This window comes from Fundidesulfovibrio sp., assembly GCF_058402725.1.
Window position 1 is genome coordinate 1 of record NZ_JBZVFJ010000117.1, and the last position, 12740, is coordinate 12740.

13 protein-coding genes are annotated in these 12740 nt (G+C 63.2%); all 13 read right to left on the reverse strand.

The window, feature by feature from the left end; translation table 11 throughout:
* Positions 1-369: 369 nt before the first annotated feature.
* The 13 genes from ACV4UX_RS14065 to ACV4UX_RS14125 all read right to left on the reverse strand — a co-directional run bounded on the left by ACV4UX_RS14065 (position 370) and on the right by ACV4UX_RS14125 (position 12686).
* Positions 370-972 (reverse strand): sodium-independent anion transporter, encoded by a 603-nt coding sequence (locus ACV4UX_RS14065; RefSeq protein ID WP_491593919.1) that lies wholly within the window; start codon positions 970-972, stop codon positions 370-372.
* Between the two features lie 17 nt (positions 973-989).
* A complete protein-coding gene (locus ACV4UX_RS14070; RefSeq protein WP_491593907.1) occupies positions 990-1361 on the reverse strand; it encodes a response regulator in 372 nt (123 codons plus the stop codon).
* Between the two features lie 13 nt (positions 1362-1374).
* The gene (locus ACV4UX_RS14075; protein WP_491593908.1) at positions 1375-2808 is read right to left on the reverse strand and encodes a transferase; all 1434 of its coding nucleotides are present in this window, start codon (positions 2806-2808) and stop codon (positions 1375-1377) included.
* Positions 2809-2818: 10 nt separating this feature from the next.
* Positions 2819-3238 carry a response regulator gene (locus ACV4UX_RS14080; protein ID WP_491593909.1) on the reverse strand — a complete coding sequence of 140 codons (420 nt, stop codon included), beginning with the start codon at positions 3236-3238 and terminating at the stop codon, positions 2819-2821.
* A 9-nt stretch (positions 3239-3247) separates the two neighbouring features.
* A complete protein-coding gene (locus tag ACV4UX_RS14085; RefSeq protein ID WP_491593910.1) occupies positions 3248-3679 on the reverse strand; it encodes a response regulator in 432 nt (143 codons plus the stop codon).
* Between the two features lie 24 nt (positions 3680-3703).
* Positions 3704-5479 carry a sensor histidine kinase gene (locus ACV4UX_RS14090; RefSeq protein WP_491593911.1) on the reverse strand — a complete coding sequence of 592 codons (1776 nt, stop codon included), beginning with the start codon at positions 5477-5479 and terminating at the stop codon, positions 3704-3706.
* A 28-nt stretch (positions 5480-5507) separates the two neighbouring features.
* Entirely contained in the window at positions 5508-6845 is a 1338-nt protein-coding gene (locus ACV4UX_RS14095; protein ID WP_491593912.1) for an ArsB/NhaD family transporter, read from the reverse strand.
* Positions 6846-6855: 10 nt separating this feature from the next.
* On the reverse strand, positions 6856-7305 hold the full coding sequence (locus ACV4UX_RS14100) for a CBS domain-containing protein (RefSeq protein ID WP_491593913.1): 450 nt from the start codon (positions 7303-7305) through the stop codon (positions 6856-6858).
* A gap of 36 nt (positions 7306-7341) precedes the next feature.
* Positions 7342-8805 (reverse strand): SLC13 family permease, encoded by a 1464-nt coding sequence (locus ACV4UX_RS14105; protein ID WP_491593914.1) that lies wholly within the window; start codon positions 8803-8805, stop codon positions 7342-7344.
* A gap of 25 nt (positions 8806-8830) precedes the next feature.
* Positions 8831-9367: a hypothetical protein gene (locus tag ACV4UX_RS14110; RefSeq protein ID WP_491593915.1), complete on the reverse strand. Its 537-nt coding sequence runs from the start codon at positions 9365-9367 to the stop codon at positions 8831-8833.
* Positions 9368-9848: 481 nt separating this feature from the next.
* Positions 9849-10199, reverse strand: a complete 351-nt coding sequence (locus ACV4UX_RS14115) for a NifB/NifX family molybdenum-iron cluster-binding protein (RefSeq protein ID WP_491593916.1) — start codon at positions 10197-10199, stop codon at positions 9849-9851.
* Positions 10200-10275: 76 nt separating this feature from the next.
* Positions 10276-11685, reverse strand: a complete 1410-nt coding sequence (locus tag ACV4UX_RS14120; RefSeq protein ID WP_491593917.1) for a sigma-54 interaction domain-containing protein — start codon at positions 11683-11685, stop codon at positions 10276-10278.
* A gap of 635 nt (positions 11686-12320) precedes the next feature.
* On the reverse strand, positions 12321-12686 hold the full coding sequence (locus ACV4UX_RS14125; RefSeq protein WP_491593918.1) for a tyrosine-type recombinase/integrase: 366 nt from the start codon (positions 12684-12686) through the stop codon (positions 12321-12323).
* Positions 12687-12740 lie beyond the last annotated feature (54 nt).

Sequence of the window (12740 nt, forward strand, 5' to 3'; positions counted from 1 at the left end):
GGTCCTCACCGCGAAGAAGCCTGAGTACGACCTGCGCCTTGTGCTTGGCCCAATACCGCTTCCGACCTGTCGATTCGTTGCCCATCTGACACCTCCAGGACGTCCGTTCCATACGTCCAAGTTGGTGTCCAAGAAAACCCTAGGGCAATCCACGTTAGGGAGAATATACTGACATGCTGATATTCTGGCGTCCCAAGGGATTTGAAACCTTGATAGCGGCGCGAGGGTGTCCGAGCAGACTGATGTACTTCTTAACGCATGTATATTACATGACTCTTCTTGGCTGCTCGCGTTCCGATAATGCCAGAAGTGCTAGGTGTGATGTGGACACGCGTGTGGACGGCGTGAGGCCGACAAAGGGGGCGATGGCTATTGTCGCCTGTCTGTTTCGCAGTGGGTCTGGAGCACCGAGACAACAGGTTGTAGCTGCCCGTCCAGAAGCGGACGGAGAACGCACGAATGCACGAGCACCTTCCTCACTCTCGGGGAGCACCCTTCGATGAAGGCGGCCCTGCCGCCTGAGGCGCACGACTTGGCGAACGCTTCAAGCTCCAACACTTCGACGGCATCCACGGAATGCAGGCCGGACAAATCGAGAACGACCCCGCGCGGCGAGAGGGTTCCTCCGCCCAGCTCCCGCGCCAGGGTCTCCAGAGCGTGAAAGGCCATGGGGCTGTCCAGCCGGATCACCCTGACGGAGCAGCTTGTCTCCCCCATTGGCCTCCTGCCGGAAAACGGCCCGCGTTTTCCCCCCGCAAGCGGATGCGCGCCCCTCCCCAGCCCTCTGGACCTCCCCGCGTTGCTTGCGACGCGCAGGAAGGCGAACGAGACGAGAAAGGAAGCGGTGAACACGGCGCAGGAGGACCCCAGAGCCACGGCTGCCGTGGCTGCCAGGGCGACAAGTGTCTTTCCCGGGTGGGACAGTACGCCGGGACGTCCGGCGGCCTCGAAAACATCCATTGTCGTGGGCATGGGTCGTATCCCCCCGCTCACGCCCGCTGGGCGGCGGCATGTACCGCCTCCAGGAGCGTGTCAAGGCTCAAAGGTTTGTGGAGATAGGCTACGGCGCCTCGGCGCAGGGCCTCGTCCTCTTCCGTCCGGTTGCCATGTCCCGAGAGGACGATCACCGGAACGGGCGATCCGGAGGCCTTCACCCGGTCGAGCACCTCGAGCCCGCCCATGCCCGGCATGCGCATGTCCACCACCATGACCGTCGGTTTCTCGGCCTTCAACATTTCGAGGCCATCGGTTCCCGTATTGGCCACGAAGCAAGGGTAGTCCCTGATCTCAAGGCGCTCGGCCATGGTGCTCACGAACTCTGCCTCGTCGTCCACCAGCAGAATGCTGATCTCGTCAGCCATCACGAACCTCCGCTCACGCAGCCTCCAGGGGGAAGATGCGCACGTTGGGGTAGACGCCCTTCAACTCGGACTCCGAATAGGGCTGGATGATGTTGTAGACGATGTTCTGAGTGTTCTGGGCGTGCCCGATGTTCTTTTCGCCGTCGTAGTAGGCCCCGTTGGCCTCAAGGATGTGGTGGATGCGCTTGTTGAAGGAGCACACGAACGCGCCGCCGTCGCCCTCGAAGGACATGTGGCCCCTCTTGAACTTGCCGCGCACCTGGGCCAGCTTGTCGATGGGGACCGAGTGCTTCTCCAGGTCCGCCGCCGTGCGGATGTGCCCCCAGACCAGATGCCCGGTCGGCACCTCCACGGGCTCCTTCAGGTCCACGATGGTGTGGGGCATGACGATGCTGTCGTCGCCCACCTTGAACTTGTACTCGGGGCTGCCCTGCAGGAAGGAGTTGAAGCCCACGAACACGTTCTTTCCCAGGAAGCAGTGGATGAGCTTGCCGCCGTGGGCCGTGACGTTGGGGCCGGTGAGCCGGGAGTGGATGATCAGGCAGTTCTCCTGGGCGTTGGCCCCCTTGCCCAGCCAAGCCTCGTCCAGGTAGCAGCGCTGGGCCACCAGCACGTTCTCGCCCACGTGGGTCTTGCCCTTGAGGGCCGCGTAGCGGCTGACGAAGGACGTATCGGGCACACCCTCGGGCGGCGAGGAGTACAGGTAGCCGAACACCTTCTCGAAGTCGGCCTTGCGCTGCTCCACCAGGTTCGCCATCACCCCGCCGGGGCAGCAGCCTGGGGTCAGGTTCACGTACTTGTTCAGCACCGACTTGGGGTACTGGTATTTGAATTCGAAGACGTCCTTGGCCCGGATGAGGATCTGCCCCGGCTCCACCACCTCGTTGAAGAGCTCCCCCACCTGCACGTAGGAGAAGGCCCCGATCACCGAGTTGCGCACGGTGGTGAGGTCCACGGTGGCGAAGGGCCCCAGGAAAAGCCCGTTGCAGGGCGAGCCGTGGATGTTGGCGTAGGGCATGGCTACGGTGTTCCTGATGGGGAAGGTCTCGGGGGTTTCGGGATCGTGGGAGAAGCTGTGCACCAGGGTCTTGATGAGGAAGCTGTCCTCGATGCTGATGGTCTCGTCCTCGTGCAGGTCGATGGCCATGCCCTGGGCCACGAAGGGCTTGGACTTGCGCTTGAGTTCGTCGCCCCGGATGTCGGACTTGTAGAGGATGGAGTGCTTGGCCTTGCAGCGGCCCAGGAAATAGGAGCCCGCCAGGCTTGAGTGCTCGAAGTGGATGAGCAGCGGATGCTCGGTGGTGAGCCCGTAGAAGGCGTAGTACTGCACGAACTTCTCGGGGGTGATGAGCCCTCGCAGGTATTGCCCGGCGTCGACTCCGTGCCCCCGCAGGGTCACGTTGACGCGGGAGATGACCCGCTCGATGAGCTTCTCGAGGTATTTCACGGCGCCTCTCCTATCCGGGTATTTGCGTTGCTTCCGTGGATTCGCGGCGGGAGGCGTTCACAGCCCTTTGGATGGCCTCGATTATCTCCTCCACGCCGCAAGGCTTGAGAAGGTAGTTGAAGGCCCCCAGGCGCATGGCCTCCTGGGCCTCCTCCCTGGCGCCGTGGCCGGTGAGGATGATGACTTTCATCTCCGGGGCCATCTTGCGAAAGACTCCCAGCACCTCCAGACCGCTCATGTGTTCCATCTTGAGGTCAAGCACGGCCACATCGAAGGGCTGTTCGCGCAGCTTCACCAGGGCCTCGCGGCCGCTGGCGGCGGCCTTGGCCACGATGCCGCGCTTGGTCATCCGTTTGACCAGCACGCGCCCGAACGACACCTCGTCGTCCACGAGCAGCACCTGGATGGGCTGGAATGTCTCCTGGCTCATGTCGCGCTCCTAGGCGTAACGTCCGGTGATCTCCTTCATCTCGGCCTGAACGATCTTCTCCTCGTGCGCCGCCTTCTTCTCCTTGGCGTCCTTGACCTTTTTGATGAGCAGGTCCAGGTCGCAGGGCTTCATGAGATAGTCAAACGCGCCTTTCTTCATGCCCTCGATGGCGTTCTCCACGGTGGCGTGGCCGGTGAGCATGACAACCTCCACCAGAGGGTGGTCCTTCTTGATCTCGGCCAGGGTCTCGGTGCCGTCCATGCCGGGCATTTTCACGTCCAGGATGACCACGTCTATCTTGGGCTCAGAGGCCAGCATCTCGAGGGCCTTCTCGCCGGAGTCGGCGGTTAACACGGTCAGGTCGCGCATGCCCAGGCGCTTGCTCATCACGTCCAGGAAAGGGGCCTCGTCGTCCACGATGAGAACTTTGGCGATATGCATGATTCTGCTCCTTGGCGGCCGCGGTCAGGCCGTTGATTGTTCCCCTTCGGGGCTGTTGGGGGTCAGGGGGATGTAGACGTGGAAGGTCGCGCCCTGTCCGGGAGTGCTCTCCACGGTGATGTCCCCGCCCATCTTGTCGATGATGCCGTAGCAGATGGACAGGCCGAGGCCCGTCCCCTTGCCCACGGGCTTGGTGGTGTAGAAGGGCTCGAAGATGCGGTCCACGTTGGAGGCCGGGATGCCCTGGCCGTTGTCCTGCACGTCGATGACCGCGAAGTCGTCCTCAAGGCGCGTGCGCACCTCGATGACCCCTTCGTCCTTGTCGATGGCGTCCATGGCGTTGTTGATCAGGTTCAGGGCCACCTGCTGGAGTTCCGTGGGCGAGAGCATGATTTGCGGTATGGAGCGGTCGAACTGCCCGCGCACCACGATCTTCTCGTAGCGGGCTTTCTGGGATGCGAAACCGATCACTTCCTCCAGGAGCCCGTTCACGTCCACATCCTTCACCACGGAGTCGGTCTTGCGGGCGAAGCTCAGGAGCTTGTGGGTGATCTCCTTGCAGCGCCTGCCCTGGATGACCACCTCCCGCAGGGAGTTGGTCAGCTCGTCGTAGTTCTTGAGGGCCTGGCGGTCCTCCTCGTCAAGGAGGTCCTGGGTCCAGCCCGCGTATTCGATCATGATGGCCACGGGGTTGTTGATCTCGTGGGCGATGCCCGAGGCCAGCTCCCCGATGGCGGCCAGCTTGCCGGTTTCCACGATCTGCCTGCGCATGGCGTCCTGGGCCTTCTCGGCCACGAACAGCCTGGAGAGCAGGCGGCGCATGGCGTAGACCGACGTGCCCACGATGGCCGCCCCTCCCGCCAGCAGGATCACCAGGAAGGTCCGCCGGGCGGTGATCAGGTGGATGAGCGCGTCCGAGGCCTCCTGCTGGAGCACCATCACCCAGTCGCCCCCCTTGAGCGGCGCGGCGGTGAAGAAGTACTCAACGCCCCCCACGGAGCTGCCGGACAGGGCGTAGGCCCGCCCGGGCGCAAGGCCCCTGGCGGCGATTTCCCGGAGCACTTCCGGCGGCAGCACGTCGTCCCCCCGGCGTTCGGTCTGGAACTCGCCCGCGCGGTTGATGATGTAGGCGTGTCCGGTGCGACCGTGACGTATCTCCTTCACCAACTCGTTGAACTGGGCAAAGTCGATGGTGGCGCGCAAGAGCCAGCGCTTGCCGCCCTCGTGGATGGCCACGGCCACCACGAAGTGCGGCACGTTGCGGATGCCCAGGAACACGTCCGATACATAGGTCTCCGAGGCCATGGCCCCTTTGAACCAGTCCGTCTGGGAGTAGTCGGCCCTGTCCAGTCTGAAGGGGCCGGCGTAGGAGACCAGCCTGCCCTGATCGTCCACCACGCCCAGGTCCACGAAGGAGTCGTCGTAGACCGCGCGCATCTGCTCCAGGATGAAGGACAGGCGGTTTTCGTTCAGCAGGTTCTCCAGGGGGCTCACCAGGGCGCGCATGCGGATGTTGCCCAGGCGCTCCTTGAGGTAGTCGTCCACGGCCACGGCGTGGCGCTCGATGAGCTCCTCGTCGAGGGCGGTGATCTTCTCGCGGTAGACCCCGTGGAAGAAGGAGTAGCTCTGGATCCCGGCCAGAACCAACGGGACCAGGGACACCAGGATGACCAGGAGCATCATCTGGCGGCCGACCCTGCGGTCGGCGCGGATGGCCCCCTCTCCCGCCGCCGTGCGGGGGTGCTTGCCCGCCGGAGCGGAATGCGGCGAGGCTTCGTGCGTATGGTGTCCGCTGGTCATGTCTGGCCTCCTCCCCCTCGGGGGTGAACTACCACTTCAGGACATAGTACCGGACGTACAGATACACGGCGGAGATGGCCACGGTCAAAAACATCACCGGCATGCCGTACTTCATGAAGCGCACGAAGGTGATCTTGTTTCCTGCCTTCTCGCTCATGCCCACCACGATCACGTTTGCCGAGGCCCCGATGGCCGTGCCGTTGCCGCCCAGGCACGCGCCCAGGGCCAGGGCCCACCACACGGGCAGCATGGTGGGGTGCTGGTAGAGCTCGAAGCCCTTCAGGCCCGTGGAGGGGCCGAGCACCTTCTCCGCCATGTCGATGAGCAGCGGGTTCATGGTGGCCACGTAGGGGATGTTGTCCACGATGGCCGAGGCGATGGCCGAGAACCAGACCATCACCATGGACAGGGTGAACATGTCCGTGGGCGTGGGGCCGGTGAGGTCGATCATCTGGCGCGAGAGCATCTCGATGAAGCCCACCTTCACCGTGCCGCCGATGATGATGAACAGGCCGATGAAGAAGAAGATGGTGGACCATTCCACCTCGGCCAGCACGTGGTGTGGGTCCTCGTCGGAGAGCAGCAGAAGGAGCGCCGCGCCGCCCATGGCCACGGTGGCGGGCTCGAAGTGGAACACCCCGTGGAGCACGAAGCCCAGGATGGTGAGCCCCATGATGGTGCCGGACTTGCGCAAAAGCGGCATGTCCTTGATGAGCGCGTTCTCGTCCATGGCCATGATGCGGGCCTTGAGGGCGTCGCTCACGTGCAGGCGCTTGGCGAAGACGATCTTCCAGACGAACATCCACACGATCATGGTGATGACGATCACCGGGGTCAGGTTATAGATGAAGTCCATGAAGGCGAAGCCGGCCTTGGAGGCGATCATGATGTTTGGCGGATCGCCGATCAGGGTTGCGGTGCCGCCGATGTTGGAGGCCAGGGCCTCGGTGATGAGGTAGGGCACGGGGTCCACCTCAAGTTCCTTTGCGATCAGGAGCGTCACCGGGGCCAGGAGGAGCACGGTGGTCACGTTGTCCAGGAGCGCCGAGGCCACGGCTGTGACGATGGAGAAGATGACCATGATCCGGAAGGGATCGCCCTTGGCCACCTTGGCGCTCTTGATGGCCACGTACTGAAAGACGCCGGTCTTGGTCATGATGTTCACCATGATCATCATGGAGATGAGCAGGAACACCACGTTCCAGTCCACGCCCAACTCGATGTTGTGCAGGGCGTCGTGCTGGGTGAGCACCTTGGTGAGCAGCGTGAGGGCCGCTCCGGCCATGGCCACCTTGGTCTTGTGGATCTTTTCCGAGACGATCACCGCATAGGCGGTGAAGAAGATGCCTACCGCTACCCAGAACATGGAGGGCCTCCTATTGCAGTTCCGGGCAGGCGTGCCCGCACAGGCTGATGAGTTTGTCCAGGAGCGCCCCGCGGCCCACTTCTCCCAAGAGCTTCCCGTCCGCGTCCACCACCGGCAGGGTGTTGATGCCCTTCTCCGCGAAGAGCGTCTCGGCTTCCAGGAAGTGGGCCTCGGCCTTCAGGCAGTGGCAGTCCGTGACCATCACGTCCTTGGCGGTCTTCCCCTTGTTCTCCTCCAGCATCCTGGCGGCAAAGGCCTCGTCCTCGGCCAAGGCCTTGGCCAGGTTGGAGTCCAGGTAGAAGGGCGTGAGCACCTTGAGCAGGTCCAGGCTGGAAACCACACCCTTGAGCATCCCGGCCGCGTCGGTGACGTAGATCAGGCGCGAGGGCTTGCCCTTGGCCGCGCAGAGCAGGGCCACCAGGGAGTCGTCGGGGCTGACCGTGGCGAGCTGCGTGTTCATGATGTTTGAAACTTTCATCGTAGGCGGCTCCTTGGGCTATTTCAGGCTGACGGGCATGCCCATCATCGGCCAGATGAAGGCGATGAACACGGCCAGGACGATCATGAGCATCAGCGAGGCGATGAGGCCGTAGCGGAAGAACTCGCCGGAGGTGAACATTTTCGAGTTGTAGGCGATGGCGTTGGGCGCCGCGCCCACCAGGAGCAGGAAGGGCATGCCCGCCGTGGCCAGCGCGGAGTAGAACACCACCTCGGGGGCCACGCCCAGGTAGGGGCAGAGCACCAGGGCCACGGGCAGTGAGATGGCGATGGCCGCCACGTTCATGATGAAGTTGGTCATCACCAGCACGAAAAAGGCGATGCTCAAGACGAACACGAAGCCGCTGGCCTCCGTGAACATGGTCAGCCAGTTCACGGCCAGCCACTTGGCGGCCTCGGTCTGCCACAGGCAGAAGCCGATCGACATGGCCCCGGAGAAGAGCAGGATGATGTTCCAGGGGATGTCTTCCAGATCCTTGATGTCCAGGATGTTGAACACGAAGAAGAGCACCGTGACCAGGATCATGATGGCGGGCTTGTTCACGCCCTTGATGGCCGGGATGAAGGACTGCATGGACATGAACAGGATGGCCCCACCGATGAGCGCGGCGGCCAGCAGCTCCTGGCGGCTGATGGGGCCCAGATTCTTGGCCAGCTGGGCGGCCTTCTGGCGAAGGCCCGGGATGGTGTCGCGCTCGGGCTTCAGGAACACCATGAAGAAGCCCCAGAGCAGGAAGACCATGGTCCAGCCCAGGGGGGCGAAGTAGTAGAAGTACTCGAAGAAGCTCACGTCCTTGCCGGCCAGCTCCTTGAAGAAGCCCACGGCCACGATGCCGCGCGCGGCGCCCAGCAGGGTGATGATGGAACCCGCGCCGCACACGTAGGCCAGGCCGATGAACATGGCCTTGCCGAATTTGGAGGGCTTCATCTCCTCATCGTAGAGGGCGTAGATGGCCATGAACAGCGGGAACATGGTGGCGGCCACGGCCGTATGCGCCATGAGGTGCGTGAGGAACACCGTGCACAGGAAGCACCCCAGCATGATCATGGAGGTCTTCTCGCCCACGATCTGGAGCATCTTGTAGGCCATGCGCTTAGTCAGGCCGGTCTTGGTGAACACCAGGCCGATGACGATGGAGCCGAAGATGAAGAGCACCGAGGGGTCCATGAAGTCCTTGAAGGCGTCCTCGGGCTTGCGGATCATGAACAGGGCCTGGAGCACGCCGATCATCAGCGCCGTGACGCCGATGGGCAGCACCTCGAACACCCACCAGGTCCCGGCCAGCAGGAACACGGCCAGCGCGCCCTTGCCCTCCTTGGAGAGCACGAAGTGCTTGCCCATGGGGTCGATGGCGTCCGGCCAGGCCGGGGAGAAGTTGACGATAGAGAACAGGGCTACGCCCAGCAGGAGAAAGAAGGCCCGCTTCATGTCGAAGGCCGGGGCTGCGGCTTGTGCGCTCATGGTTGTTGGCTCCCGTGCTTGGAAATTAGGGCTTGGGACAGGCCTTGGCCGCCTGGAGCACGGCCTTGAACACGTCCGTAAGTTTCAGGATTCCGGCAGGCGCACCGCCTTCGGTGACGATGAGCGCCTGGCGGCCGGACATGACGTACTGGTGGATGGCCAGGTCAAGACTCTCGGAAGATGCGATGAGTTGGTCCTTCGCGAAGGGCTTCACAAAGTCGGCCACCTTGCGCTGGGCCGCCAGAGAGCAGAGATGCTCCATGGGGGCGTCGAAAAGGCCCAGCGATTTCACGGTTTCGCGGGCCAGTTCTCCGTAGTAGCGGGCGTCTTCCATGCCCTCGAAGAGGCCGTCCTGGGCGTACTTGGGCTCCAGGCCCTTGAGGTAGTCGATGGACTCGAACACGCCCTGGGCCTTGCCTGCGGCGTCCATCACCACCAGGCAGGCCCCGGCGTCGCCGCAGGCCTCCAGTTCCATGGCGGCGGCCAGCAACGAGGCTTCCGGGCTCGTTTTCGGACAACGGGAGAGTGGGACCATGAGGTCCTTGACCTGTGTCGTTCGCATGTATGCCTCCAGGGCTGATTGGAATGTGCGGGCTGAGTCCGGCCTGAGCGCCCCACCGCTCCGGCGCGGACATCCTCCGGGTGTGGGCCGGAGGTTTGTGCCAAATGGCACAATCTTCTCTGCTAAGAGCAAGGACCGGGCCAACGTGAAACATCCCGGAGATGGGCCAAATGCTTAGAGTCATTCAACGAAGACTTTAAGGGAAGAAACAAAATGAAACGCCAGTCTGTTTCAACGTGAAACGCGTGGAACGTTTTGAAACGTTACTCGCGAGGGATGGAACGTGCGGGGGAGAACGCCGCTGGCGCTACATGGGCTCAGGGCGCCGAATCAGAGGGACCGGCCAACCTGACGCGGAGCTCACTCCGAGAATAGTCGGCCCCAACAAACCGGCATAACATAGGAATGTACTGCAGTAGACGCCTGCCGGGCACGCAAGGGAGGGGCTGGACAGGCCGCCAGGACGCCTCTCGGGGGCGTTTCAGCCGGACGCGGCAGGCGCGAGCAGAATGTCTCCCGGGGAGAGGGCCCCCGTGGCGAAGGCCTCCAGGGCGCTGTCGGCCGGGGCGATCACGCCGTCCAGGACCGCCAGGCCTTTCCAGGTGAGGAACTGATGGAACTCCTCCTCGATGCCACCGCAGATGACCGCGTGGACCTGTTCGGCCAGCACCAGGCGGCAGACCTCCTCGGCTGCCGGTTCGGCCAGCACCAGGGTCTTGCGCGAGAGGATGCGCCCGTCCTCGTCCAGGTCGGCCAGGAAGACCTCCTGACAGGTGTCGAAGCGGGGGGCCACGTCGGAGTCGGCGACGGTGATGAGCACCCTGCGGATCATGGCGAGCCTCCGTTACGGCCGACGGGAACGGCCGGGGCCGCGCCCGGAAGAGTGAGGGCGAGGGGGCCGGCCGGTCTCACGGCAGGCTCCATTCCCGGTCCAGGCCGAGCTTCTTGATCTTGCGCCACAGGGTGGCCCGGCCGAGCCCGAGGAGCCTGGCCGCCTCCTGCTTGCGCCCGCCGGCCTTGCTCAGGGCGGCCAGGATGCGCCCGCGTTCCAGGTCGTCGATGCCGGACAGGCCCGTCCTCGCATCCCCGACGCGCAGCGGCACGCCCTGGACGGATTGGGTCCCGGAGGACGGCGGCGGAAACGAAAGCGGCTGAGGCGGGGCGTCGAGGAGATAGCGCGGCAGGTCGACTGTTTCGATCTCGGGCGTACGGGCCAGGGTGCAGCCGTATTCGATGATGTTGCGCAGCTCGCGCACGTTGCCGGGGAACGTGTAGCGGGTCAACAGCTCCAGGGCCTCGGCGGAGAGCCCCTTGAGGCGCTTGTCCAGCCTGCGCGCGAAGTGCTGGAGGAAGTGGTCGATGAGCAGGCGCACGTCGCCCCCGCGATCGCGCAGCGGGGGCAGATGTATCCGGATGACGTTGAGCCTGAACAGCAGGTCTTTGCGGAAGCGGCCCTGTCGGACCATCTCCTCCAGGTCCAGGTGCGTGGCGGCGATCAGGCGCACGTCAGCCGCAAAACCCTTGGTGCCGCCTAGGGGGTAGATGATGCGGTCGTCCAGGAAGGTGAGCAGTTTCACCTGAAGCAAAAGGGGCAAGTCGCCTATCTCGGTGAGAAAGAGGGTTCCGCCGTGCGCCAACTGGATTCGCCCCGGCTTGTCCTCCACCGCGCCGGTGAAGGCCCCCTTCTTGTGGCCGAAGAGCTCCGACTCCAGAAGGTTCTCCGGAAGCGCCCCGCAGTTGACTTTGACGAAAGGCCCCTTGGCGCGTTTGGAAGCGTTGTGGATGCCCTCGGCCACCACGTCCTTGCCGGTGCCCGTCTCGCCGGTGATGAGCAGCGAGGCGTCGGTCTGGGCGATGGCGGGCAGTGTGGCGAAGACCTGCTCCATCTCGGGGGAGCGCCCGATGATCTGGCCGAAACGGAAGCCCTCTCGGCCCACGTCGGCGGCGTGACCGGAGAATCGCATGTCCTCGAACGTCTCCAGATGGAAGGCGATCTTCCCACGCCTGTCGCTGACGCTGGAGAACGCCCCCGAGACAGGGATTCGCTGGCGGTCGCAGGTGACGATGTCACCCTCGTAATGCTCCAGCTTGGCGCTGCGCTTGGCCTTGACGGCCGGACAGGCGGTCAGGCAGCGGTCGAGCCGCAGGACGTTGGCGCAAGGCAGCCCGAGAGCCTTTTCCCGGGCGAACCCCGTGAGCGATTCCATCACGCGGTTCATGAACAAGATGCGCCTGTCCTGGCTGATGGCCGCCACCCCCAGGGGCAGGGCGTCCAGTAGCGAGAAGAGTTCGACGTTGTGCTCGGTTTTTCCGCTCATGCGCAGAGGAGATTCACACACTTGCAGTGCAAGGGCAATAATTCAAACAGGCGCGGGAAGGCTCGGGCCGGAGAAGAAAATCCTGATATTCCCGAATGGGAACCTATGAAAATGACGCAACAAATCTTCTAGGTCCATCACTTGGGTGGAGACAGACTCGCAAGTCCAGTGATCGAGAGCGTCGCAGGAAAGGATGGCGGTTACGGGAAGGCCGTGATCGTTTATCGCCAGGGTGAGGCTTTTGTGTCCAAGTGGCCGGAGCATATAAGAAATAATCGGCTGCTTGGAGATGGCTGGGTTGGTCGGGCTGCCAATTCAGTTGCTGCGTCCCCCCTGGTCTTGGTGATTTGTGGAGTGGTAAGGGAGAGGGACACCAGTCAACATGGTGATGTCACCTCTTTTCTGCACTTTTTGCCGCGTTTTGCCGGATGACGGGTGACATCGCCCTAGATAAGCTGTTTGATTTTGAATGGTTATCGGGGCGGCACCCATTCATGGCATTCAAGAGGTCGTCGGTTCGATTCCGTCCAGCTCCACCACACATTTCAAGGGGTTAGATCGCAAGGTCTAACCCCTTCTGCTTTCTGGTCAACCTCCTGGTCAACATTTCATTTTCCCCTGAACCATCGTCCCGCCTACTCTCCGAGCCTCGGAAGTCGCTCGATAGCCCGCCTCTTCGATCCTGCAAGGGCATGTCCGTACTGGTCCAGAGTCATGCGGGTTGAGGCATGGCCCATGAGTTGGGACACCGCCACCGGGTCACTGCCCTGGTACAGCAGGGTCGAACAGAACAGGTGCCTGACGTCGTAGCTGATCACCGAGTCGTCGATGCCAGCCCTCCTACAAGCGCCCCTGAACCCATTTTTCAGGGACTTGATGGGTCGGCCTCGGTATTCGACCAGAAAGTCGCTCTGGGCTGATTTCTGGGCCTCCCGCATGCGCTCCATGAACTCCGGGTTGACCGGGATGGTGCGCCATTTGTTGGTCTTGGGGGCGAACACCTGACCTGCCGGGTTTCTTCGGACCACTCAATTCTTGAGGGTGGCCCCCTGGTT

Excerpts from the sequence above, each read along its gene's own strand:
- ACV4UX_RS14065 (WP_491593919.1), bottom strand. The coding sequence starts at position 972 with ATGCCCACGACAATGGATGTTTTCGAGGCCGCCGGACGTCCCGGCGTA.
- ACV4UX_RS14070 (WP_491593907.1), bottom strand. The coding sequence starts at position 1,361 with ATGGCTGACGAGATCAGCATTCTGCTGGTGGACGACGAGGCAGAGTTC.
- ACV4UX_RS14080 (WP_491593909.1), bottom strand. The coding sequence starts at position 3,238 with ATGAGCCAGGAGACATTCCAGCCCATCCAGGTGCTGCTCGTGGACGAC.
- ACV4UX_RS14085 (WP_491593910.1), bottom strand. The coding sequence starts at position 3,679 with ATGCATATCGCCAAAGTTCTCATCGTGGACGACGAGGCCCCTTTCCTG.
- ACV4UX_RS14090 (WP_491593911.1), bottom strand. The coding sequence starts at position 5,479 with ATGACCAGCGGACACCATACGCACGAAGCCTCGCCGCATTCCGCTCCG.
- ACV4UX_RS14095 (WP_491593912.1), bottom strand. The coding sequence starts at position 6,845 with ATGTTCTGGGTAGCGGTAGGCATCTTCTTCACCGCCTATGCGGTGATC.
- ACV4UX_RS14100 (WP_491593913.1), bottom strand. The coding sequence starts at position 7,305 with ATGAACACGCAGCTCGCCACGGTCAGCCCCGACGACTCCCTGGTGGCC.
- ACV4UX_RS14105 (WP_491593914.1), bottom strand. The coding sequence starts at position 8,805 with ATGAGCGCACAAGCCGCAGCCCCGGCCTTCGACATGAAGCGGGCCTTC.
- ACV4UX_RS14110 (WP_491593915.1), bottom strand. The coding sequence starts at position 9,367 with ATGCGAACGACACAGGTCAAGGACCTCATGGTCCCACTCTCCCGTTGT.
- ACV4UX_RS14115 (WP_491593916.1), bottom strand. The coding sequence starts at position 10,199 with ATGATCCGCAGGGTGCTCATCACCGTCGCCGACTCCGACGTGGCCCCC.
- ACV4UX_RS14120 (WP_491593917.1), bottom strand. The coding sequence starts at position 11,685 with ATGAGCGGAAAAACCGAGCACAACGTCGAACTCTTCTCGCTACTGGAC.